Origin of the sequence: Treponema sp. OMZ 840, assembly GCF_050937815.1 — a bacterium.
Classification (GTDB): domain Bacteria; phylum Spirochaetota; class Spirochaetia; order Treponematales; family Treponemataceae; genus Treponema_C.
The window spans coordinates 69,727-90,787 of the sequence record NZ_JACDIJ010000004.1; the positions used below are offsets into that span (position 1 = coordinate 69,727).

General features: G+C 37.5%; 28 protein-coding genes and 1 pseudogene. 3 read left to right on the plus strand and 26 right to left on the minus strand.

The window, feature by feature from the left end:
• Window positions 1-77: 77 nt before the first annotated feature.
• Window positions 78-1,130 carry a BMP family lipoprotein gene (locus H0R92_RS07435; protein ID WP_432963030.1) on the minus strand — a complete coding sequence of 351 codons (1,053 nt, stop codon included), beginning with the start codon at window positions 1,128-1,130 and terminating at the stop codon, window positions 78-80.
• Window positions 1,131-1,257: 127 nt separating this feature from the next.
• Complete coding sequence (locus H0R92_RS07440) at window positions 1,258-2,148, minus strand: hypothetical protein (RefSeq protein WP_432962689.1); 891 nt, start codon at window positions 2,146-2,148, stop codon at window positions 1,258-1,260.
• 76 nt (window positions 2,149-2,224) lie between these two features.
• Here H0R92_RS07440 and H0R92_RS07445 point away from each other — a divergent pair, with 76 nt between their 5' ends.
• Window positions 2,225-2,992, plus strand: a complete 768-nt coding sequence (locus tag H0R92_RS07445) for a DUF1295 domain-containing protein (protein ID WP_432962691.1) — start codon at window positions 2,225-2,227, stop codon at window positions 2,990-2,992.
• Between the two features lie 4 nt (window positions 2,993-2,996).
• Here H0R92_RS07445 and H0R92_RS07450 read toward each other — a convergent pair whose 3' ends face one another.
• The 6 genes from H0R92_RS07450 to H0R92_RS07475 are packed head-to-tail and all read right to left on the minus strand — an operon-like array spanning window position 2,997 to window position 9,410.
• Complete coding sequence (locus H0R92_RS07450) at window positions 2,997-4,529, minus strand: NAD-dependent epimerase/dehydratase family protein (RefSeq protein WP_432962693.1); 1,533 nt, start codon at window positions 4,527-4,529, stop codon at window positions 2,997-2,999.
• A gap of 9 nt (window positions 4,530-4,538) precedes the next feature.
• On the minus strand, window positions 4,539-5,342 hold the full coding sequence (locus H0R92_RS07455) for a hypothetical protein (RefSeq protein WP_432962695.1): 804 nt from the start codon (window positions 5,340-5,342) through the stop codon (window positions 4,539-4,541).
• Window position 5,343: 1 nt separating this feature from the next.
• On the minus strand, window positions 5,344-7,044 hold the full coding sequence (gene recN, locus H0R92_RS07460) for a DNA repair protein RecN (RefSeq protein WP_432962697.1): 1,701 nt from the start codon (window positions 7,042-7,044) through the stop codon (window positions 5,344-5,346).
• On the minus strand, window positions 7,037-7,876 hold the full coding sequence (locus H0R92_RS07465; RefSeq protein ID WP_432962699.1) for an NAD(+)/NADH kinase: 840 nt from the start codon (window positions 7,874-7,876) through the stop codon (window positions 7,037-7,039). Before H0R92_RS07465 ends, recN begins: the two co-directional genes overlap by 8 nt.
• Before the next feature lie 26 nt (window positions 7,877-7,902).
• Window positions 7,903-8,931, minus strand: a complete 1,029-nt coding sequence (locus tag H0R92_RS07470; protein ID WP_432962701.1) for a DegT/DnrJ/EryC1/StrS family aminotransferase — start codon at window positions 8,929-8,931, stop codon at window positions 7,903-7,905.
• Window positions 8,931-9,410 (minus strand): chemotaxis protein CheW, encoded by a 480-nt coding sequence (locus H0R92_RS07475; RefSeq protein ID WP_432962703.1) that lies wholly within the window; start codon window positions 9,408-9,410, stop codon window positions 8,931-8,933. Before H0R92_RS07475 ends, H0R92_RS07470 begins: the two co-directional genes overlap by 1 nt.
• Window positions 9,411-9,692: 282 nt before the next feature.
• Here H0R92_RS07475 and H0R92_RS07480 point away from each other — a divergent pair, with 282 nt between their 5' ends.
• Together H0R92_RS07480 and H0R92_RS07485 are read left to right on the plus strand one after the other, a co-directional pair.
• Window positions 9,693-10,334, plus strand: a complete 642-nt coding sequence (locus H0R92_RS07480) for a peroxiredoxin (RefSeq protein ID WP_428768638.1) — start codon at window positions 9,693-9,695, stop codon at window positions 10,332-10,334.
• A 200-nt stretch (window positions 10,335-10,534) separates the two neighbouring features.
• Window positions 10,535-11,185, plus strand: coding sequence for a hypothetical protein (locus H0R92_RS07485; RefSeq protein ID WP_432962706.1), 651 nt, complete (start codon window positions 10,535-10,537; stop codon window positions 11,183-11,185).
• Window positions 11,186-11,209: 24 nt separating this feature from the next.
• Here H0R92_RS07485 and H0R92_RS07490 read toward each other — a convergent pair whose 3' ends face one another.
• From H0R92_RS07490 to H0R92_RS07575, 18 genes and pseudogenes are all read right to left on the minus strand, one after another.
• Complete coding sequence (locus tag H0R92_RS07490; RefSeq protein WP_432962707.1) at window positions 11,210-11,602, minus strand: hypothetical protein; 393 nt, start codon at window positions 11,600-11,602, stop codon at window positions 11,210-11,212.
• 49 nt (window positions 11,603-11,651) lie between these two features.
• The gene (locus tag H0R92_RS07495; RefSeq protein ID WP_432962708.1) at window positions 11,652-12,092 is read right to left on the minus strand and encodes a DUF5680 domain-containing protein; all 441 of its coding nucleotides are present in this window, start codon (window positions 12,090-12,092) and stop codon (window positions 11,652-11,654) included.
• A 47-nt stretch (window positions 12,093-12,139) separates the two neighbouring features.
• Window positions 12,140-12,436: a HigA family addiction module antitoxin gene (locus tag H0R92_RS07500; protein WP_432962710.1), complete on the minus strand. Its 297-nt coding sequence runs from the start codon at window positions 12,434-12,436 to the stop codon at window positions 12,140-12,142.
• Between the two features lie 9 nt (window positions 12,437-12,445).
• Window positions 12,446-12,727 carry a type II toxin-antitoxin system RelE/ParE family toxin gene (locus H0R92_RS07505; protein ID WP_432962712.1) on the minus strand — a complete coding sequence of 94 codons (282 nt, stop codon included), beginning with the start codon at window positions 12,725-12,727 and terminating at the stop codon, window positions 12,446-12,448.
• Window positions 12,728-12,803: 76 nt separating this feature from the next.
• Window positions 12,804-13,190, minus strand: a complete 387-nt coding sequence (locus tag H0R92_RS07510) for a hypothetical protein (protein WP_432962714.1) — start codon at window positions 13,188-13,190, stop codon at window positions 12,804-12,806.
• Window positions 13,191-13,375: 185 nt separating this feature from the next.
• Window positions 13,376-14,254 carry a hypothetical protein gene (locus tag H0R92_RS07515; RefSeq protein WP_432962716.1) on the minus strand — a complete coding sequence of 293 codons (879 nt, stop codon included), beginning with the start codon at window positions 14,252-14,254 and terminating at the stop codon, window positions 13,376-13,378.
• Window positions 14,255-14,342: 88 nt separating this feature from the next.
• A complete protein-coding gene (locus H0R92_RS07520; protein WP_432962717.1) occupies window positions 14,343-14,675 on the minus strand; it encodes a type II toxin-antitoxin system RelE family toxin in 333 nt (110 codons plus the stop codon).
• Between the two features lie 3 nt (window positions 14,676-14,678).
• Window positions 14,679-14,999, minus strand: coding sequence for a type II toxin-antitoxin system Phd/YefM family antitoxin (locus tag H0R92_RS07525; RefSeq protein ID WP_432962719.1), 321 nt, complete (start codon window positions 14,997-14,999; stop codon window positions 14,679-14,681).
• A gap of 320 nt (window positions 15,000-15,319) precedes the next feature.
• Window positions 15,320-15,712: a type II toxin-antitoxin system VapC family toxin gene (vapC, locus tag H0R92_RS07530; RefSeq protein ID WP_432962721.1), complete on the minus strand. Its 393-nt coding sequence runs from the start codon at window positions 15,710-15,712 to the stop codon at window positions 15,320-15,322.
• Window positions 15,709-15,903, minus strand: coding sequence for a type II toxin-antitoxin system VapB family antitoxin (locus H0R92_RS07535; protein WP_432962723.1), 195 nt, complete (start codon window positions 15,901-15,903; stop codon window positions 15,709-15,711). Before H0R92_RS07535 ends, vapC begins: the two co-directional genes overlap by 4 nt.
• Before the next feature lie 410 nt (window positions 15,904-16,313).
• The gene (locus H0R92_RS07540; RefSeq protein WP_432962725.1) at window positions 16,314-17,276 is read right to left on the minus strand and encodes a hypothetical protein; all 963 of its coding nucleotides are present in this window, start codon (window positions 17,274-17,276) and stop codon (window positions 16,314-16,316) included.
• A 210-nt stretch (window positions 17,277-17,486) separates the two neighbouring features.
• Window positions 17,487-18,095: a hypothetical protein gene (locus tag H0R92_RS07545; protein ID WP_432962727.1), complete on the minus strand. Its 609-nt coding sequence runs from the start codon at window positions 18,093-18,095 to the stop codon at window positions 17,487-17,489.
• A gap of 208 nt (window positions 18,096-18,303) precedes the next feature.
• Window positions 18,304-18,429 (minus strand): annotated as a pseudogene (locus tag H0R92_RS07550) (tyrosine-type recombinase/integrase); the annotation flags it as partial.
• 30 nt (window positions 18,430-18,459) lie between these two features.
• Window positions 18,460-18,855 carry a type II toxin-antitoxin system VapC family toxin gene (locus H0R92_RS07555; RefSeq protein WP_432962729.1) on the minus strand — a complete coding sequence of 132 codons (396 nt, stop codon included), beginning with the start codon at window positions 18,853-18,855 and terminating at the stop codon, window positions 18,460-18,462.
• Complete coding sequence (locus H0R92_RS07560) at window positions 18,852-19,091, minus strand: type II toxin-antitoxin system Phd/YefM family antitoxin (protein WP_432962731.1); 240 nt, start codon at window positions 19,089-19,091, stop codon at window positions 18,852-18,854. The genes H0R92_RS07555 and H0R92_RS07560 overlap by 4 nt, the downstream gene beginning before the upstream one ends.
• A gap of 232 nt (window positions 19,092-19,323) precedes the next feature.
• Window positions 19,324-19,536, minus strand: coding sequence for a BrnA antitoxin family protein (locus H0R92_RS07565; RefSeq protein WP_253694590.1), 213 nt, complete (start codon window positions 19,534-19,536; stop codon window positions 19,324-19,326).
• Between the two features lie 16 nt (window positions 19,537-19,552).
• On the minus strand, window positions 19,553-19,825 hold the full coding sequence (locus tag H0R92_RS07570; protein WP_253694589.1) for a BrnT family toxin: 273 nt from the start codon (window positions 19,823-19,825) through the stop codon (window positions 19,553-19,555).
• Window positions 19,826-20,013: 188 nt separating this feature from the next.
• Window positions 20,014-20,343, minus strand: coding sequence for a hypothetical protein (locus tag H0R92_RS07575; RefSeq protein ID WP_253694588.1), 330 nt, complete (start codon window positions 20,341-20,343; stop codon window positions 20,014-20,016).
• Window positions 20,344-21,061: the final 718 nt, after the last annotated feature.

The following is a 21,061-nucleotide window of genomic DNA, read 5'->3' on the forward strand; positions in this document are numbered from 1 at the left end:
ACTTTTTAATGAGGATGACCGGTTAAATTCCGCCGAAACAAACCGGTTTCCTAAAGATGTTTTAAAACCGAACTGAATCAGTCGTCTTTTGCGCCCAAACCGGCAGGAACAAGACCTGCTGCCAAAGCTTCTTTATAGGTTCCGATAACCTTGATTTTTCCGGAAATAATATCGGCTTTCATCGCATTGACTTTTTTTACGACTTCGCTCTTTAATTCTTTGTTTGTGGTCGAATAATCGACACCCTTTCCGGCCAAGTCCAGCTTGTACACGCCGCCTTTGAAGGTACCCTCGGCAACGGCTTTTAAAGAAAGATAGGTGGATGTTTCAACCTTTTTAATCATCGATGTTAAAACGGCGGATTTTCCCTCGGCATATTCTCCGTCCTTATACTGGTCGGAGTCTACACCGATTGCCCATATCTTTTTACCCTGCGAGCGGTATTCTTTTGCCTGTGCGATGGTTCCGTTTCCGGTTCCGCCTGCTGCGGAAAAAATGGTCGTTACACCGGAATCGTACCAGTTTTTAGCCTGTGCTTTAGCCTTTTCGGGAGCGCCCCAGTCGTTTGCATAGTAATCTACGATTTCGGCCTTGGGCAATACGGCGCGGATACCTTGAATATAACCCATTTCGAATTTGGTAATCGTTGCACCGGGAACACCGCCGATAAAGCCGAATTTGGGATTTTTAACGCCTTCGGCTTGAGCCTGCAAAGCGGCCGCCGCACCGACGAGGAAGGAACCCTGTTCTTCCGAATACACGTATTCGGCGAGATTGGGCTTGCCGACCCAGTCTACGTCTACAATCATAAAATGCTGATCGGGATACAGGGGCGCGACTTCACCTACAGCATCGGAAAAGGTAAAACCGGTTACAATGATAAGATCGTAGCCCTTGTCCGCAGCCTGCTTTAAGTTGGGAACGTACATATCACGTGTTTCGCAGGTAACGACTTCATATAACTTTCCGCGGTTTTTTTGATTTTCCCACGTATCGCCGTAGAATTCCAAAATACCGCGCCATGCAGCGGCGTTAAAGGATTTATCGTCGATACCCGTCGCATCGGTGATAAGACGAACCGTAGGCTGCGTACTTGCAGCGGCATCTTTATTGCCGCCGGCAAAGACCATACCGGCTGCCAGCAATAAAACCGTTAAACCGAAAATAATTTTTTTCACTATTTTACCTCCATAGGACCTTTGTCCTTCACTCCTATTATTATATAGGATTTCCGTAAAAAAACAAGGGTATTCCGCTCTATTTTCGATACGGAGAAGCAACGGGAATCCTTACATTGCGTATCGTCCAATCTTTTTCCGCATCGGGGTTAAAAAGGGGCATAAACCGTTTGTTTTTTACTTCTTCTGCGGTTTCGCCTGCGGTAATCGTTCGATACCACCAATCGTAGATGTGAATATTGGTTTTGATTTTAAAAAACTCACAAGAATAATCGACGGAAACAAAGCCCATAGGGTCATACTCATAAAACTTTAAGCCCCTATCCTTTGTGTTGGGAGCGGTTTCATAGGGCATCCAATCAAGCGGTATGTAATTGTTTCCTATAATCTTTTTATACTTTGTCGGCATTCCGTAAGAATACAGCAATTTTGTATGCGTATCGAGTGCATATAAAAAATTATCCAAATAGTTTTCAAAAAAACCGCCTTTGTCGGCATAGGCCGTAAAGCGAAAAAAAACAAAACGCTCGATAATCTCCGCTTCTTCCGGATCGGTGTAAAAATCCGGTAAACAAGGATGGGCCGACACCGTTTTAAAATAGCATACGTCATCGATTTTATTGGTTACGGAAAAAAAGATGTGCGTACCGGGAACCGTTTTTTCATAATATCTGAATGTTTTGCCCGCCCTGCCCCACCCGTTTTCGGGTTCAAAAGCTTCCCATACAAAATCCGAATTCGGCAAAAGTTCGACTGCGGGGGCGGAGCCGTGGAAAGGAGAAGTAATTTTTATCATATGAATAAAACAATCGCCCAATTCGGCTTTCGGATATATGCAGTCGGGATTTTTATGTTTGGCGATGCGCACGGATACATCGGTGCTTTGTAAAACAGTCAGTGTGCAAAAACTAAAAAACCATATTGAAAAAAAGCGCCTTTTCATTGCGAATTCCGAACCCGTAATTATCATATAAGATTCTTTCTTTTACGGCAAGGCAGCACAGGCGCATATTGATTAAAATAAAAAAAACGTAAATACTGTACGTATGTCTTACTCTTTATACTGCTTTACCGAAATAGTTATGCTGATTTTGGGTTTTGCCTGTTTTATCGCCCTTTATTTTATTCCCGCAGGATACGGAAAACTCATCGATACAAAATGGGGCTTTTGTTTTAATAATAAGGCGGCATGGGTATTGATGGAAATTCCCGCCCTCGTTGTTATAACGGGTATACTGTTCAAAGCGGAATATTCCCATAAAGCGGTACGCATACTCCTTGCATCATTTTATATGGCACATTACGTACAGCGCACCTTTATTTTTCCTTTTTTAATCAGGGGAAAAAACAAAATGCCCTTATCCATTGTTATAATGGGAATGATTTTTAATGCCGTTAATTCTTTTTTAATCGGCGCATGGATTTTTTATTTTTCGCCGGCCGAACAATATGCTCCTTCTTGGCTTTCGGACCCGCGTTTTATTTTCGGAACGGTTTTATTTTTGATAGGAATGTTTATTAACATTACTTCCGATTTTTATATCCGTTCTCTGCGTTCAAACGGAAGCCGCCGCTATTATTATCCGTGCAGGGGAATGTACCGCTATGTGACAAGCGCAAACTATTTCGGAGAATTGGTAGAATGGCTGGGTTTTGCCGTATTGACATGGTCGCCGGCCGGTTTTTTATTTGTGTTTTGGACAGCCTGCAATTTAGTTCCGCGCTCACACGCAATTCATAAAAAATATACCGAAGATTTCCCCGCCGAACTGTCGCAATACAAACCAAAGCGCATTATTCCCTTTTTATACTGACCCTCTATACATCGACTTCGTCTTTACCGTGATCGTCGTACCACACTTGCGCATAAAACGGAATATGCTTTGCAAGCTCCGCGAAATTCCACGGAGGAGCGGTACAGCAAACGGGACACCAGTGTCCGGCTTTAAGAACCGTATAAGGATTTGCACAAAAAACATGATCCTGATGACAGCGCCACTGCAGGGGCGTGTACATATCGCCGCTTTTCATGGAAGAGCTTACACACAGCCCGCCTCTAAAGACGGCAGCTTGCCTCATATCTTCAATACCCAATGCTTCGGTTTTTTTTGTATCGTCGTAGCCGTGATCCAACAGCAGCCCGCGTTCACGTAAAAACGATTCGTCTTTTAATTTTTTGTAATCCAAAAAAGCGCCGTTTTCGGGATTTTGATTTTTACACAAAAGAAAAAAATCTTTCCATTTTTTTGCAACGGCTTTGTACGCTTTTAAAGAACCGAAAAAAGCGTCTATTCTTTTTTTATCCTTATGCATAATCCAAAACGCCGGCGCATTATTTGTTTGCAAAAGCGGCATAATTACAAAGCGTTTAATCAACCGAAAAAACGGCGCGGCACACTTATAGTACCATAATTTTTTTTCAAGTTTTACAAAAAAATCTTCAAAACTTTCGCATTGAAAATCAAGATATTGGTTGAGCAGCTGCGAATCGGCAAACCACAGGCAATGCGAATTGCGCAACACGTTCCATTCCGGCTGAAATATTTTTTCCGCACCGCATCCCATCATTTTAAAACCGCGGTCAAAGGTTTCATAACCGGTAACGCGGGATTTTTTTCCGTTTCCGACATTATATACCTTTTTCCAAAATGCCGCAGGAAGTTTTCTCCGTACGTCTTTTTCGATAAGGTTCGCCAGCAATAAAGCCGTACTTTTTACCGTTGTCCATTCAATCGGCGCATTCCACGCCGTATGAAACATAAGCCCGTCTTTTATATTGTTAAACAATATGGAATCGTATAAAACGGCCGAAAGGCGCAACACTGTCCAACATAAGGGCGCTTCGATAACAGCGCGTTCGGCCCGTATTTTACCGGCACCGTATGCGTCGAAAACGCTCGGTATAAGGGGGTCTCCCGTTCTGCCCCAGGGATGTTTATACGTGCGATTACCGTATTCGGCAACGGAACCGATATATATGAATTTCGGAGTATTTTTACGGCCGTTTTCGGAATTTAATGCGCAAGCCGCACGGACAAGGTTTTCGGTTCCCTCATAATTTATGCGGTACGCTTTATCCGGATAATGATCCGCTGCAGGAGGAATCATTGCGGCACAATGTACGATATAGTCGACTCCGTTTACCGCTTTGCAACAATCTTCATATGACAGTACATCACCGAACAATACTTCGATATGCGGATATTTTTTTTTGAGTTTATGAGCGCAGTGTAAGTTTGATTTTTTCAAACGCAAAAAAATGCGGCAACGGATATCTTTTAACTGCACAAAACGCATAAGGGCTGCAAAACCGACGGTTCCCGAAGCCCCGGTGATTAAAACCGTTTTCATTTTCCGCCGCTAATTGCTTATGCCCTTTTTTTGGTCCGTATCCATTTTCGATTTCCACACAACGGCCTTTTTTTTGGTTTCTTCGGCATCTTCGGTTTCGCTTAGAGCAATTTGAACACGCCTGAGTGCAATTAAATAATTGATACCGAGCCGTATATCGTCCAAACGCCGTGTTGAAAGCTCATAGCGGTCACGGTAGCCGTCGGCGGATTCTCCCAAAAGCTTTTTTATAAGCCTAAAATAGTACACTGCCGTATCGTAATCGGGATTTCGCGGATCGAAATATATTTTCGTTGCCGCTTTCATATCGATCATATTTTTTGCAACGGTCGCAAAGCGTCCTTGCAATTCGGTAAAACTCCAGCGCCATTTTGTGTTGTCGCCGTATGCGTCAATAATAAGGCGAATCGCCAAACCCAGTTTTCGGGTTAATTCATAGCGCTTATTTAAAGGGATATTGCTTATTTCGGCAAGTTTGTCTTCGTATTCCGAATAGGGTGCGTCGATTAAATTGGAAACGGTTTCTTCGAGGTAGATAATTGCTTTATATAAGGTTTTTCGGCCTTCATTAAGAGCATCCATATTTTTCATTGAAAGAATTTCAACCGAAAGATTGTTTATAAGAACATAGAGCGTCGTAATATAGATCATGTCTTCGGCTAAAAGCATGCGCTTGTATGAATTACCCGCCTTATCCTTTGCCATCAATGCGGTGATATTTTTTTCTTTTTCGAATATTTTATCTATGGAATCTTTATAAGGCTGCATTTTTGCCGAAAATGCTTCTCTGCTTTCCGCCGTAACCTTTGCCATATCATCCTCCGTAGTTTTTTAACAGCGAACGTGCGTGTTCAAGCGATACGGCGCTTACCGCATCGCCCGACAACATACGGGCTATTTCTTCAACACGTTTTTCGCCGCATACCGGATATACATGAGTGGAAGCACTGCCGTGCTGCACCGACTTTTCTATCTTTATTTGAGTATCGGCATAAACGGCAATGGCGGCCAGATGCGTGATGCATAAAATTTGCCTTGAACAAGCCAAATGCTTTAAATGTGCGCCGACGGCAACGGATACTTCCCCTCCTATTCCCGTATCGATTTCATCAAATATAAGGGTATCGGTAATATCGGACCGATTAAGAACCGTTTTTAAAGCAAGCATTACACGGGATAATTCTCCGCCCGAAGCTATTTTTGCCAGCGGTTTCGGGGGATTACCCGGGTTTGCGGATATTAAGAATTCGATATTATCTATACCGTAGGGGCCGCATTTTTGATCTTCCGACACGGCTTCTTTTTGTTCGATGTGTACGCAAAACACACTGTTTTTCATACCCAAATCGCCGAGTACGGTTTCTACGGCTTTCGCCATTTTATCCGCAGCGGCGCGTCGTTTTGCCGAAATAAGCGAAGCGTCTTTATACGCTTGCCGTTCCAAAGAAGAAATTTCATCGATAAGCGCTTTTTTATTCGTATCTGCGGCCGCTAAAAAATCCAACTGTTCGGCGGCATTTTGTGCATATGCAATAACTTCGGCCAAAGAACTTTGAACGGATGGCGCATATTTTTTTTTCAATTTAAAAAACAATGCCAATCTTTCCTGTATTTCTTCGAGCCGGGCAGGATCAAAGACAAGCGATTGAGAATAAGAACGCACTTCTTCGGCTATATCGCTCAATTCATAGAAAACGTTTTCCATGCGCTTTGCAAGGTTTTCAATTGAAGGATCCGCCTGTGAAGCGTGTTCCAAATGTGCATTCGCTTTTTTTAATGCCGAAATTGCGCTGCCGTGATCGCCGTTTATAATACCGGAAAATTCTTCGATTTCACGATAGAGTTTTTCATACTGGGAAAGACGGTTTTCCTCTTGTGTAAGTTCGGCATCTTCACCTTCATGTAAACGGGCGGCATTTATTTCTTCTACGGCAAAGCGCAAAAGTTCCATCTTTTCTTCGCGGCGGCTGTCGGATTCGTCGGCGGCTGCGAGAATATTGCGTTTTTCAACGAGTTTTGCGTATAAGGCGGTAAATTGTTCCACTTCGTTTTCAATTTCCGCATAAGAATCCAAAAAACGGCGGTGTTCGCTTGTACGCATAAGAGATTGATGTTCATGCTGACCGTGTATATCGATAAACCAAGCTGTCAATTCCGCCAAATCTTGGCGGGTAACCGGTACGCTTTGTATCCATGCGGCGCTTTTGCCCGTATTTTTTATCAAACGCCGAATAAGCAATCTATCGTTTTCCGCTTCGATACCGTGTTCGCTCAGCCACGTATGCACATGCGGCAAATTCCGGTTTATTTTCAACGTTCCGCTTACTTGAGCTTCGGAGGCGCCGGTACGGATAAGTTCTGCGCCGCCTTTACCGCCGAGCAAAAAAGAAATTGCACCGATTAAAATGGACTTTCCGGCCCCCGTTTCGCCGCTTAAAACAGTAAATCCCGGACCGATATCCAAAGAAACTTCATCGATCAACGCAAAATCTTTTATACGGATATCCTCAAGCACGGGGGCCTCCTGACCAATGCAGTTTTGAACGCAGCGCCGTATAAAAAACGGAAGAATCGCAGCCTGCAAGCAAAACACTGTGTTCCGCTTTTTTAATAAAAATGCTGTCATTCGGTTCTACGGGTATATGCACTTGCCCGTCACAACTGAGTACGAAGTCTTGCGTGCGCGAAGGCAAAACTTCAAGCGAAAGCCGGATATCCGAAGGTAAAACAAGGGGACGGTTGGAAAGCGAAAAAGCCGAAACGGTGTTTAATATTAAAACATCCAAATCGGGATCTACAATAGGACCTCCGGCAGCGGCCGAATAAGCGGTCGATCCGGTTGAAGTGGAAATTATTAAAGCGTCGGCTTTAAACTTTCCGAATGCAGAATGGGATGTACGTATATCTACTTCAACTATTTTTGCAGCTTGGGCGGCCGACAAAACCATGTCGTTTAAAGCCGTTCCGACATATACCGTCGTCCCCCTGCGTACAACCTCCGCTTTTACCAAAGAGCGCTTTGTAAGCTTTATTTTTCCGGCAAAAAAATCCGACAGGGAAGCTTGCCAGTTATCGGGCCGGATACCCGCAATAAAACCGAATTCGCCTAAATTCACCGGAACAACGGGTTTACCGCTCGGTGCGCAGCGGCGAGAGGCATATAAAACGGTTCCATCGCCGCCTAAGGTTATGGCGCAATCATATTCGCTTACCGGAAAAGGAGTATCCGATCCGGAAAAATCGGAACGCACCACCGTATGACCGGCATCGTTTAAAAATTGAGCCATTTTTTCATACAAACTTTCGGCGGCTTTTTTATATGTATTTACAACTACTACACAAATCATACTACCCGCTTTATCCGGCTCCAGCCTTACGGCAATGTCGCCAGCACCTTCGCTATTTTTTGGGCCTTTGCAGACCCCAAACGGGGATACAGGGGGAAAAGAGCGCAGCGTAAAAACAGCGAATTGGCTTGTGTACAATGCGAACACAAATCGTTAAAAACCGATATGACCGCATGTTCGTATGCCGGCTGCACCGCTATATCTTTTTTGGCGGCGTACTGTTTTACGTCTTTAAAAGAACCGGACAGTATAACGGGAAAAGAATATACGGCAGGTACGGCATATTCTATTTGTGACGAATACGTTTTATGCCTGCCCTGCATAAGGGCTCTTATATACATCTCATATATTTCTTTACGTATTTGTTCGTTGCGCGCCAATTCTTTTAGCTGCACATACCCGAGTGCTGCATTTATATCCGGCAAAAGATCCGTAGAGGGCGCTTGCTCGGCCAGCTTACGCAGCACCGACCAATTGCGGTTTTGCGCCGCCGCCAAAACGGCGCCGCCGCCGGCCGTTAAAATATCGCGTTCTTCAAGACCGAGTATTGCAAAGGTACCGAAGGTGCCGGCACTTTTATCGCCTATAACGGCGCCCGCATTTTGAGAGATGTCTTCAATAATGGGAACTCCCAATTCGTTTAAAGCGGAAAAATTCGGCAACTGCCCCAAGGTTTCGTGAAGAAGCAATACCCGTCCGCCGTCTTTTATACCCTTTTCCGCCGTTTCCGGTATAATTAGACCGGTTTCGTTCGATACGTCCAGGATAATACAGTTAAACCCCGATTCCGTAACGGCGGTATATTGCCATGCAGGGGCAAGGGCCGAAATCATAACGGAACTACCGGCTTCCAAACCTAAAGCACGCAAGGCATACTTGAGAGCAATTGCCGGACTTCGAACCGCAAAGCCGCCGCTAAAACCGAAGCTTTCTTTTACTTGTTGAATAAGCCGACCGTTAAGTTCTCCGGGACCGAGTTTTTCTTCAACCATACAGGTTAAAACGGCATCCATTTCTTTTCTGCGGATTGTCGGACTGAATGTTTCTATAGCCATCACTTTTGCGGAAGTATAAGTTTTTGCAATTCTTTAGGATCAAAAAGCTTGCGGATATTAAGAACAATCAAGTAATTGTTTGCCTGCTGCACAACCCCGTGAATATATTCGGAACCGATACCGGTGAGCATTTGAGGCGGAGGCTTTACATCCGAAGAATTAATCATTACAACGCGGGAAATCCGGTCAATAATAATACTGATTTTTATTCCGTCAAGGTTAAGAATAATCAAACCGCCCATTTCACCGTCATACTCATCCTGTACGGGTTTATCCAAACGAAACTGTTTATGCAAATTGATTACGGGTATAATTTCACCGCGCAGATTGAATATTCCTTCTACATAATGCGGAGCATGCGGAATAGGACGAACATTTTGTATTTTTACAATTTCTTTTACGTCCATGATGTTTACACCGTAGAGCTCTTCGCCTAACTGGAATGTCACAAGTTGAAATTGAACATCGCCGACTGCCATAACACCTCCTATTATAGGCTACCACAGAATTTAAAAAAAAACAAGTAATAAATCCGGTAGATTCAAACGGGATTAAAACGAAATTTAAAGCGCAGATCGAAGAGGGGCGGTTTGTTTTAACTTGGATGCTGCGGCTCGCTTTAATTTTGCAAATTAATTTTACAGACCGCCGCGAAAAAAAACGTACAGGGCTTGACATAAAAAGAAATTAAGTGTACACTAAAATTGTAATCAGTACAAAAATAATACTGATACAAAAGAACATAATAAAGGAGTATTTTTATGGAAAACGGAATGCCTTTACTCGGCGCAAAAATCCCCTCAATGACGGTTAAAACAACCCACGGAATGATGAACATTCCCGAAGATTACAAGGGAAAATGGTTTGTATTATTTTCGCACCCCGCGGACTTTACCCCCGTATGTACCACCGAATTCGTATCGTTTCAAAAGCACTACGATGATTTTAGAGCTTTAAACTGCGAATTAATCGGACTTTCTATAGATCAAGTACAGTCGCACATTAAGTGGACCGAATTTATCAACGATAAATTGAACACCAAAATCGAATTTCCCGTTATCGCCGACGATATGGGAAAGGTTGCCTCAAATCTCGGCATGATTCACCCCGGTAAGGGTACCAACACGGTTCGCGCCGTATTTGTTGTAGACCCCAACGGTTTACTTCGCCTCATGATTTACTATCCTCAGGAAATCGGCCGCAATATGGACGAAATCGTGCGTGCGGTTAAAGCGCTGCAGGTAAGCGATAAAAACGGCGTCGCCTGCCCCGCAAACTGGCCGAACAACGAATTGATTCAAGACCAGGTTATTATTCCTCCTGCAGGCGATGAAAAAACAGCCGAAGAGCGCCGCGGTATGGCAAACTCCTTCGATTGGTGGTTTGCATATAAAAAGCTGTAAAAATTTAAAAGCGGGCTTATTTATTTTGTCCGTCTTTAATATAAAAAAGTTTTACATGTAAAAATCACTGTGCCCGAAATCAAAAGATTTCGGGCACTTTTTTATCCGGGCGCAAGAACGGAAGTGCCGCCAAAGCACCAAAGGTAAAACCGTTTGAATTACGCCTTGCCGTTTTGTCCGATTTGCAGTAAAATCCCCTTATGCATTCGTTTTCCAATCGATTCGTTATATGTACATTATTATTTTCAGTTTCGCTGTTGTTTACCTCATGCATTGACTATGTTCAGGCAATATCCTATAAGGACGGCAATTATCATATTTATTATAAAATAACGCTTTCAAAAGTACTTTTTGCTCTGGGCAATGAGGATCCGGAAGAATTCTTCGCAGACACTTTTGATGAACAAGCCTTTAACGAATTGCCTGAAAGTGCCCGCTTGAAAAAGGTGAATACGGATTTGGAAATCGGTATTGAATGCGGGGTAATTATACACCCGAAAACATCGAATGAAGAAGAAAAAGCCCTTTTACCTAAAGCGGGCGGCAATAAATATTACATTCCCTTTCTTCTCGGCAATAAGGGAAACTTATCCGATGCTATGCAGCCCGACAACACCGAGTCCCGGGATTTGGTTCAAGCGATTATGGCCTCGGCGAAATGCAGGATAATGATCGGTAAAAAAATTATACCGGATATAGAAAGTGCGTATTTTGAAGGGCTCGGCGGTCAAAATTATTCGGTACCGGTTTTTGATTACGGAGATGTATTTTGCATGGAAATCCCCTTCAGCGTCCTTTTTGAAAGCGGGATGTATAATTTCAACGACCTTATCATTATAAAAAAGCTTTGAACACACGGATAAAAGCGGCGCTGATCAGAAGTTTCGGCTATATAAAGATACTGCAAAAAAAATCAAAGAAAGTATTTTTATAGCTCGAAATATATTGTTTTCGTCATTAAAGCATAATTTTATTTTGTGCGGTTGAATATTCGTTTTTAATTTGATTTTACGAAGTATAATCCAATATAAAAAGTTTCCGTATTTTCCTTTTTGATTTTGCTTTACATTATATTCATCGTAAATATCAACTCCGAAAACAAACATCCCGATTGTCTTACCGAACAACTTTATAAAGCAATACTCTTTGAGCGCGTCTTTCCATATATGGTTGATGTTTGCCGTTATGCTTTTTTTTACAAGAGATTCGAATGCGGTTTGTTCTATAAGTTCACAATTTAATACGTGTTCACATTCACTTGTATTCATGTTCATTTTCCTGTTCCGCATTCGATTTAAAGCAGTTGCCAGAATGCCGTTATTTTACCAAGCCGCCGTGGAATCGGCATTCATAGATTTCTCCGCCCTTAAAGCTGATTGTTTCTTTGCCCTGAAACCAATTAAAGTCCCCGTCCACGGAACACTTATATTCATAATCGCCGTTTATATATGTTTCAGGCCCTCTAAAAGGCTTTTCGAACGGTACATTCAGCAAAGCTTCTTTTAAAAAGTCGCCGCTGAAATGTTCGCCCGTTACGCGTCCGATATAATTCATTGCCCAATACGGATTATCCGAAATCCACAGGGCTTCTTGGCCTGCAAAGCGCTCGGCGCCCAAATAGGTGTCGTAATACATCAAATCTTTTTCGCGGTATATCAAATCATGCGACTTTATTCTTGAAGAAGCCGTTTCCGCGCCTTTTCCGGCATATGTTTTCTTTTTTGCCCTAATTAAAAAATCAATCAGCTGTGTGTCCATGGATTCCTTCTGTTTTTACGCTTGAAGCGGGTATTATACGCTTAATTTTATGCGTAAGTATATACTTTTATTTCTTCAAGTTGCGGTGCTAATTCTAACTTTGCATTTCTTAAATCAATATCATTTTGCAATGACATAAAATATCCGTCGGAGACTCCGAAAAATTTTGCAAGACGCAGAGATGTATCTACTGTAATTTTCCTGCGGTTATGGAGAATATCTTGAATACGGGAAGTTGGAACGTTTATTTCTCTTGCAACTTTATAGGCTGAAAGACCAAGAGGAATGAAAAATTCTTCACTAAGAATTTCTCCCATTGTAGGTGTTTCAATATAATCAGACATAGTTTGCTCCTAGTGGTAATCCACAATTTCTACATCATAATAATGCCCGTCTTTTTCGATAAAACAGACACGCCACTGATTATTTATACGGATTGAATGCTGACCTTTTCTGTTTCCAACAAGAAGTTCCAGATGATTGCTAGGCGGCACTCGTAAATCTTCCAGACATTTTGCGTTATCCAGCATCATCAGTTTACGTAAGGCAACTTTCTGGATTGTATTAGGTAATTTACGTGAAAACTGCTGATGATAAACAAGTTCTGTTTCTTTATCTGCAAAACTCTGTATCATACTTATACTATATCTATATTACGTGTACATGTCAAATAGATAAAACGGCTAATTGAAAATTTGATGCTAAATTACATTATTTTTCATCGAGGTATATATAAAGCTCTTGCACTGTATCTATATGATATTTTTTTAATCCTTTCAACAATGTAAATCTATAGTTCTTCTTTTCATTCTCATAGAAGCAATCTACATTAACATTATATTGATTTGATACAGGATCATCATATATTGCTTCAGCAAAATAAGCAGAACAGATTTCCCATTTAATTGGCTTACTCTCTTGATTATTAAAATAATTACTTAATGTGCTTGATATATCTGAAATTTCCTGTTCTGTAAGACTTCTCTTACCGCTAAATCCATCTCTTATATCCCAAATTGAATAACCAATATAGACAATACATTCTAACAGAGAAAAAATCAAAATAGTTAATAAAATAGTCTTAATCTTTGATTTCATATTTTTCCACTACCAGCCTAATAGGCTATGCGTATAACTGCCGCTTAACCTGCATTTGCGGCTTTGCCGACGCGTATAGCAAGGCAAAGTTGGCGCAAAACTTGCGGTGCCGTATAGGCACTTTAAGCAACTTTCGTGACAAAACAAATGTCAGGTTGAAACGGGTGTTATGTGTTTTATTTATTTTATGGATGTATTATATCCATACTTCCAAATCCAAAAATCATTTCATTCTCTGTTATGCTACAAGATAAATCAAATCTAGTAATAAGTTTTAAATTTATTTTATTATCATTAATTTGCCAGTTTTCATTTTTCTTTAATTTATTTTTATACTGCCTATATTCACTTTTTGAAAGCTTTATTCTGTAATATATAGGCAACTGCACAATTTGAACCGGAACTCCACCAGAATATTCATTTTCAATAACTTCAATTTCTTTATCATCAATTTTAATCCCAGATTCTTTTGCAAAAAGCACTTTTATAAAATTAATGTCTTTACAGTCATCTATACTTAATATCTGTTTCAACCAATATTTTTTTGTGTATTCATCATTAATAGTACAAATATCATTTACCAAAATCAGTTCTTCTGTTTTATGATGAGCAGTTTCACAATTTATAATTTTTCCAAACACAATAACTTTACAATCAAGGTATTTTTGATATTTTGCATACCCATTATTTTCACTATAAAAAACCAATTGACGCCTTTTATCATCATCACAATTTAACATCCAGTAAATTTCTGGTGCAGGGTTATAATAATTTTCTAAAGTTTTATTTATAAAACTTTCTAGTACAATTTCACCGATAAAAGCCTTACTTTCTTGTGAAAAACACATACTGGCTTCAGTTAAAATAATTAATATAAAAAATATTCTTTTCATTTTTCTCTTTGCTGCCCGGAGGGCAGTCCACATAAAGCCCCGCTTAACCTGTATTTGTGGCTTTGCCGAAGCGTATAGCGACGGCAAAGGTGGCGCGAAAGTTGCATTAAAACGGACACGGATGTCCGTGGTATAAACAGCAGCGAGTTTTCGTAGCGAAAACTCGTCCATTAAGAATGAACACGGATGTTCATTCTTAATGAGGCGACCGCCTCTAAGCAACTTTCGTGATAAAACAAATGTCAGGTTGAAGCGGGGGTTAGGTGTTTATCTTATATTCCCTTTTTGCTGCAATTTCATATACTTCATTGCCCTCTCGCACAGAAATCACAATGATTTTCATTATATTATCTAAAGCTGTTTGTTCTAATTTATAAACTATTCTTAATCCTAATCCTTTTAGTTTAATCTTGAATAATCCACTTAAATTATTTCCGCCTTTATTTCCAAGCGGTTTACCATAACCGCCTTTCATATTGGATTCTGGATTTTGTGCAACTTTGATTATTGCTTTTAATACTATTTTTTGTTGCGAACCATCTAATTTTTTCAGTTCTTGTTCCGCTTCTGGATGATATATTATTTTCCACATTGATTACTCCAATTCAATATCAATGTTTTCTAGGTCTTGTTCATTTATGTTTAAATCATTCAGAATATCATTATGCGAAATATACCTTATATTATTTGATAATCTATCGTTTGCCTCAGCCATCAATAAAGCATCTTCATATTGTTCAATCAGTGCTTGATAATCTTTAGGACTTATCAAAACACATTCTGGAGTATTATTTTTTACAACGATTCTTATTCCGTCATTTTTAACTTCTGTAAATATTCTATTTGCCTCACCTTTATTAAAACGGCTTATAGGAACTATAGAATCTAATATATTAATTGAATTTACTGCATTCATAAATAAACCTCCACGTTACAATATCTATTAACAATATAACACTAAAAACAAATACTAACAAGTATAGTATTGTATTTATCAACATATTTATTAATAAACATGGCTCTGTTTACTTATAAGGCTTAAAATAAAACTTTACACATATACTTTTATTCTCTTTGCTGCCCGAAGGGCAGTCCACCTAACATTCGCTTAACCTGCATTTGCGGCTACTCCGCAATGTCGGCTTTGAAGCGGGTATTAGACGTAAGTTTCAATATAATCTTTTTTAATTTCTTTTGATCGCAATTAAAATTATTATCGTTATATCAGTTGCTACTCTACCTTTTAACAATCAATCCTAAAATTTCTTCCATTGGATCAAAATCTCTATCATTGTGTATTAATGGAAATTCATTTTCTATACAAAATGTTGCGATTATAACATCTATTGTTTTTCTTACTGTGATGCCCTGCTTTCTCAATTTCCTATAATTATTTGCAGCTTGTATTGCAATTTCTTTCCCTAGAAAATCTCTGTATTCCAGACTATCCATAATGTGCTTTGCCATGAGGTATTCTCTATCGTTTTTAAATCCTTGTAAAAATTCAGTTATTATTATATCACCGGTTACAACTCTATTACAGATTAATTCCTGATCCAGCATATCGGTATGAGGTGCATTAATTCCATTTACATAATCAATCCAAACCGATGTATCCGCGACAATCATTTATCAAGCCTCATTTTTTCCAAATCACCATCCCAAAATAGTTTCCCGCGGAAATTTCTTATGCTTGCTTGATTTTTTAATGTTATTAAAAGTTTTAAAGCTTCTTCAACTGTTTCTTTTTTTGTTTTATAACCGGAAACATGCAAAGCCTCAATCATTAAGGCGTCATCAATAACAATATTTGTCCTCATAATAACTCCTATGTGTATGTTTTAATATAATTATACACATATTTTGATAAAAAACAATATTCTTTTTGATAAATCACCCTGTCAACAACCTGTTTTTCCTAATGAAATTTTTCTTTATAGTATAAATCTGAAATTAATTCAAAAAAAGAAAATTTTTCTTTATTCGCTATATCATGTTGTTTATAAATTTCTCTTTTTTTCAACCGAATATTGCTTTATAGTATCCTTTAAAAACTCACACAAGTCTTGCTTAAAATCAGATTGAGATTTCTTAAATTCGTTAAAAATTAAATCTTCTATTTTTTATCTTATAATTAACCACGCCAGTGGCATATGAGCCTAACATTGTTTTAAACCGCAAACAGGCTTGTCCTGTTTGTCGGATTTGAAAACTGTGCTATTGTGAAAATTTATCCTTTTATTACAACCATCGTACGTATTATTTTTTTGAAATCTTCTACAATTTTTTTTTCATTATTCTTATATCCATCCCTTATTCCCATAAACATTGTAAAGGTAGCTTTTTCTGTTTGCGCAACAAAAATATATTCTGCAAAAGAATTAGGAAGTTTATAGCTTCTGTACATTGCATATGATAAAATTTTATCAGTATTGTCTATTTTAAAATCAACCGTTTCATATTCTGGATTAATTCCTTGATTTTTATAATTATTTTCGTCCTGTTCCATAAAAGATTGTGCTGAAATAGAATTTCCATCTTCAACGTCAGCTAAAATATATACGGTTGTATTATATCCTTTATCCTCTGAAAAAGAATTAGAAGGTAAAAGTCCAAAGTTGCAATTTGCACTATCAGAAAACCAATAATTTGGCTTCCAATTTTTAGGAATTTTAAATGTAAAATCGCAAAAAACAGAAGTTATATGTTGAATTCCATCTTTTTCAAGAATAGGATAATAACGCTCCCCAAAAAGCTTATATGCATAAACTTGGTCTTCAGAAATATCATACAAAGCTGTCCATATTTTTAATGTATTCATAATCGTAATTATGGGCACTTCTGCTAAATCATTTAGATTTTTTACAATCGCATTAAAATTTAAACAAATGTAATTTTTATTTTCCTTTTCAAATCCAATAATTTGTAATTTGAATTCATTAATATGTTCTAGCACTGTTTCAAAATCCGGAAATTGATAAATATTTTCCTGTATAGATTTTCCAGTAGCTTTAAGAGCTTTTTTTATTTCGTTTTCAGAAGGTTTGTATATTGGATTACCTTCGAAATTCCCAGCCGGCATTTTGGCAATTACGGTATTTGAAGAATTAAAATTATCTTCAAAATTTATATTATTTGCAAAAACAAATATACTCACTAGTAATAGATAAACAACTAAAAATATTTTTTTCAATTTATCTTCCTTCACCGCCCTATAGGCGGTGTCACAATAACATTAGGTTGTACCGCACGCGGCTTGTCCGCGTGTCGGCTACGAATCTTTGTTATACGTTTCATCTTACTATAGTTAATTACTTGTTTCATTAAACAGATTTGTTTCTATATTAATTCTTATTTTATTTAAACCAAATACAATAAGATTAATCAACAGCTAAAAACTTTTTTACACACTGGCTGCAGCCATTCCAAAAAAAGTAAAATCATATATGACTATATAAACCCAAAATAAAATATTGGAAATTATGTTCAATTTTTTTGACTTTACGACATCATCATTATAAAGCCTGACGATTAGAACTCTTAGGTAATAAAAAACTATAAGTATTATTGAAAAACAAAAGAATTCAGGATTTAAATAGTTTTCAAAATTTGTAATAAACTCTATGTAACTGTGAGTAAAAATCATTAATCCAGATAACACGATGAAAAAAATTTGTTTCCTACTTTTATTTAAATTATTATCTTTTGTTTTTAATAAAATGAAAACTAAACTTACGACAAAAATTGTAAAATAAATACCACCAAATGTCAAAAAATTTTCTATATGAAAGTGACTCATATCTGATCCAAAAGAATATAATGTATTAAATAATGGAAAAACCGGTAAAAAGATAAACCCTAAACAACTTTTTAACAAAGACTTATTTTTCCCTAAAAAACTCCAGCCAATAATAGAAATAACATATGTTAAAAAATAAGCGGTAGTATGAAATAAAAAGAGTTTATTAATTCTAAAAATAGCATCTATACCAAATAGAAAAGTGTAAATCATATTTTTATCTCTTTTTCATTTTTCCAGCCCAGCGGGCTGTCCGCATAACACTCTTTCGACCCTTCCTCACGATACCATGAAAAACGGCAATTTGCAATCTAAGCTGCCTAAAAACAAAACAGCAAATCTCTCTACTAATAATATATAATAGAGCGAACAACAGTAGGCAGATTAGGCCTATCTTCATTAAACGGCCAACAAAACAAACTCACATTCTGTCTATAGGGCTTTGCACACCTAAACCTCCGCGGTTTAGAACCTGTGTGTAAACCATAGTAGTCTTAACATCGCTGTGACCGAGAAGTTCTTGAATTGTACGGATATCATAACCGGCTCAGTCCCGTTTGTCAGGTTGAAGCGGCTGTTAGGACAAAATTTTTAAACCGTATTTTTTATAATTTGTAATCTGATTATCAACAGATAAAAAATAGTAATCAGACTTTATTGATTGCCAAATCATAATTCTATCAAATGGATCTTTATGTTCTATTGGTAATTTATAAAAAGTAATTAACTCATCATTTTGAAAAGACCTACATTTTAAAAAACTATTTTCTACTTCTTCATAGAATTCTTCCGGTTTTATTCCGTTTAACGATAATTTTCCCATATTAAATTTTATTGATATTTCCCATAAACTAGCCTGACTATAAAAAACTTCATTTTCATCCGCTAATAATTTATTATAAACTGACCGAGATATTTTACTTGTATCAATAAATGTCCATAATAAATAATGTGTATCTAATAGTATTTTCATAAATTAATAAACTCTTCATCCGTAATAGCCCAATTTTCACTAAATTCAACTGTTACCTTCCCTTCCAATGTACCGAGTTTCCTCATTTTTATCCTTTTATACTCTTCAATTGGAACAATTACCGCTATTGTTTCTTTTTTTCGGCCAAAGGCTATCCCGATTTCGTTACCTAATTCCACTTCTTTCAAAAGTGCAGAGAAATTCGTTCGTATTTTCGCTACGGGCAATGTTTTCATATGAATATAGTAATATGTATGTGCAATATAGTCAAGTTGTACAATATGTTTTAAAAAATGTTATTTTAATCGTATATAGAGCTTTCTTAATTTTACTCACTGCTACTCTATAATTAACCGTAAATTTTATCTATTGTCGCACCACAGGTGTCGTCCTAACTAACGCTTAACCTGCATTGCACAGCAATGTCAGCGTTGAAGCGGGTGTTATACGATTGTTCTATTCTACAATTCAATTTACCGCATAATGCTTTGCATACTGAGAAAGTACTTCATTCATCATAGTCTGATATTTTGTATTATTTTTCTTTGCTTCTGCTTTGAAAAAACTAATACAATCAGAATCTATTGAGATTGTTATTTTTTCTTTTGTTGTTTTTTTTATAAGCTCTGCTGGTGAAGGAAGAAAATCCGCCACTAATACGGCAGAATCCAATGCTTCCATTACTGCTTTTTCGGGGTTACTGTAAATGCTCTTCATAGAGTTTCTTTCCTTGACGCCAATAGCCTGCGCCGAAAATCCTAATATTTTGACCGCGTATTGTAAAACGCACTGTCAAAATTCCTTCGTCTGTTTTTCCAATGCAAAAATAACGTTTTTCAGAACTGGAATGCTTTATATCTTCTAAAATCATACGGTTTGCATCAAAAAAAGTATCCTGCGCTTTTTCAAAAGAAACCTGATGCTTCCGTATGTTTTCAGAGTTTTTATTTTCATCCCATTCAAATGTCATATACATCTATATTATACATACTATTTTATGTATTTGTCAACACAAAATATTTCACACAAAATATTTCACACAAAATATTTCATAAAAGCGGTGAGTATGTGATGTAAGAAAGCTTTTTAAGCTGAATCTTAAAGTTCAATTTATTTTTTCAGCGATCTTGACTTACTGAAAAGATACTTCTTTGTTTTTTAATCGGCATATGCAACCACAGCGGATTCAAAGTTTCCATTATCATCAAAATAAATATATAATTCCCACATAGCAAGAAAACCATCAGATTTTAACCAATAAGAGACTTCTGTATCTTTAATTCGTCCTTCAAGTTCTGGTGTTCCAAGCAAATCAAATATTTCAGCTCTTTTCGGTTTATCTTCATTTAAATTTTTAATAAGCGAATCGGTCATATAAAATCGATTTTTTTCTCTCACCCATTGTTTTTTGTTAAATGGAATTTGTTTTTGTGAACATGAAACAAATACTATACAAAATAATATAAATATAATTGTAATTTTTCTCATTTATTATCCCATCACAGCGCCCAGTGGGTGTCCACATAACATTCGCTTAACCTGCTTTGCGGCTCGTCCGCAATGTCAGGTTGAAGCGGGTGTTAGACACTTTTAGTTTATTTAATCGCTTATATTAACAATTATGCTTTTAATTTTACACTATTTTGCTTTTTATTACTATATTTAATAAATAAACTTAAAATTTTACTGTAAAACTTTATTATTTACAAAACTAAACTTTTATAAATAATATTATCTTAAAATTATAAGCTTATTCTTAACAATTAGACTTTATTTTTTAACCTATACAGCTTTTCATCATTAAATTAAAAAATCAACAATTTTACTATAAAGCTAAAATTTTATTTTCATTAACAAATAATTATAATAATTACCAGACCGTCCGAAGGACTTTTATTTTGTCGATTTCCTTAACGAGTTTAAAATACTTAGATAAATTTTAATTTTCCTTAGAAAATAATTATTATAAACACAGACCGTCCAAAGGACTTTTATTTTGTTGATTTCCTTAACGAGTTTAAAAATCCTCAGATGAAAGTTTATTTTTCCTTATCAAAATAGATATTATAATAAAACAAAACTTTATTCAAAGAACCTAAGCTTTTAACTTGGGTTTTACGCTTTAATTTACAAAAAAATACACACTACTTTTTCAAAGTTGCAGTTAATTGTGCCGTTAGGCATCTGTCTAACATTCGCTTAACCT

What these genes read in the sequence shown, in the direction of transcription:
- H0R92_RS07435 (WP_432963030.1), bottom strand. Translation starts at nt 1,130, where the DNA reads ATGGTCTTTGCCGGCGGCAATAAAGATGCCGCTGCAAGTACGCAGCCT.
- H0R92_RS07440 (WP_432962689.1), bottom strand. Translation starts at nt 2,148, where the DNA reads ATGATAATTACGGGTTCGGAATTCGCAATGAAAAGGCGCTTTTTTTCA.
- H0R92_RS07445 (WP_432962691.1), top strand. Translation starts at nt 2,225, where the DNA reads ATGTCTTACTCTTTATACTGCTTTACCGAAATAGTTATGCTGATTTTG.
- H0R92_RS07450 (WP_432962693.1), bottom strand. Translation starts at nt 4,529, where the DNA reads ATGAAAACGGTTTTAATCACCGGGGCTTCGGGAACCGTCGGTTTTGCA.
- H0R92_RS07455 (WP_432962695.1), bottom strand. Translation starts at nt 5,342, where the DNA reads ATGGCAAAGGTTACGGCGGAAAGCAGAGAAGCATTTTCGGCAAAAATG.
- H0R92_RS07465 (WP_432962699.1), bottom strand. Translation starts at nt 7,876, where the DNA reads ATGATTTGTGTAGTAGTTGTAAATACATATAAAAAAGCCGCCGAAAGT.
- H0R92_RS07470 (WP_432962701.1), bottom strand. Translation starts at nt 8,931, where the DNA reads ATGGCTATAGAAACATTCAGTCCGACAATCCGCAGAAAAGAAATGGAT.
- H0R92_RS07475 (WP_432962703.1), bottom strand. Translation starts at nt 9,410, where the DNA reads ATGGCAGTCGGCGATGTTCAATTTCAACTTGTGACATTCCAGTTAGGC.
- H0R92_RS07480 (WP_428768638.1), top strand. Translation starts at nt 9,693, where the DNA reads ATGGAAAACGGAATGCCTTTACTCGGCGCAAAAATCCCCTCAATGACG.
- H0R92_RS07485 (WP_432962706.1), top strand. Translation starts at nt 10,535, where the DNA reads ATGCATTCGTTTTCCAATCGATTCGTTATATGTACATTATTATTTTCA.
- H0R92_RS07490 (WP_432962707.1), bottom strand. Translation starts at nt 11,602, where the DNA reads ATGAATACAAGTGAATGTGAACACGTATTAAATTGTGAACTTATAGAA.
- H0R92_RS07495 (WP_432962708.1), bottom strand. Translation starts at nt 12,092, where the DNA reads ATGGACACACAGCTGATTGATTTTTTAATTAGGGCAAAAAAGAAAACA.
- H0R92_RS07500 (WP_432962710.1), bottom strand. Translation starts at nt 12,436, where the DNA reads ATGTCTGATTATATTGAAACACCTACAATGGGAGAAATTCTTAGTGAA.
- H0R92_RS07505 (WP_432962712.1), bottom strand. Translation starts at nt 12,727, where the DNA reads ATGATACAGAGTTTTGCAGATAAAGAAACAGAACTTGTTTATCATCAG.
- H0R92_RS07510 (WP_432962714.1), bottom strand. Translation starts at nt 13,190, where the DNA reads ATGAAATCAAAGATTAAGACTATTTTATTAACTATTTTGATTTTTTCT.
- H0R92_RS07515 (WP_432962716.1), bottom strand. Translation starts at nt 14,254, where the DNA reads ATGGACGAGTTTTCGCTACGAAAACTCGCTGCTGTTTATACCACGGAC.
- H0R92_RS07520 (WP_432962717.1), bottom strand. Translation starts at nt 14,675, where the DNA reads ATGTGGAAAATAATATATCATCCAGAAGCGGAACAAGAACTGAAAAAA.
- H0R92_RS07525 (WP_432962719.1), bottom strand. Translation starts at nt 14,999, where the DNA reads ATGAATGCAGTAAATTCAATTAATATATTAGATTCTATAGTTCCTATA.
- vapC (WP_432962721.1), bottom strand. Translation starts at nt 15,712, where the DNA reads ATGATTGTCGCGGATACATCGGTTTGGATTGATTATGTAAATGGAATT.
- H0R92_RS07535 (WP_432962723.1), bottom strand. Translation starts at nt 15,903, where the DNA reads ATGAGGACAAATATTGTTATTGATGACGCCTTAATGATTGAGGCTTTG.
- H0R92_RS07545 (WP_432962727.1), bottom strand. Translation starts at nt 18,095, where the DNA reads ATGATTTACACTTTTCTATTTGGTATAGATGCTATTTTTAGAATTAAT.
- H0R92_RS07555 (WP_432962729.1), bottom strand. Translation starts at nt 18,855, where the DNA reads ATGAAAATACTATTAGATACACATTATTTATTATGGACATTTATTGAT.
- H0R92_RS07560 (WP_432962731.1), bottom strand. Translation starts at nt 19,091, where the DNA reads ATGAAAACATTGCCCGTAGCGAAAATACGAACGAATTTCTCTGCACTT.
- H0R92_RS07565 (WP_253694590.1), bottom strand. Translation starts at nt 19,536, where the DNA reads ATGGAAGCATTGGATTCTGCCGTATTAGTGGCGGATTTTCTTCCTTCA.
- H0R92_RS07570 (WP_253694589.1), bottom strand. Translation starts at nt 19,825, where the DNA reads ATGACATTTGAATGGGATGAAAATAAAAACTCTGAAAACATACGGAAG.
- H0R92_RS07575 (WP_253694588.1), bottom strand. Translation starts at nt 20,343, where the DNA reads ATGAGAAAAATTACAATTATATTTATATTATTTTGTATAGTATTTGTT.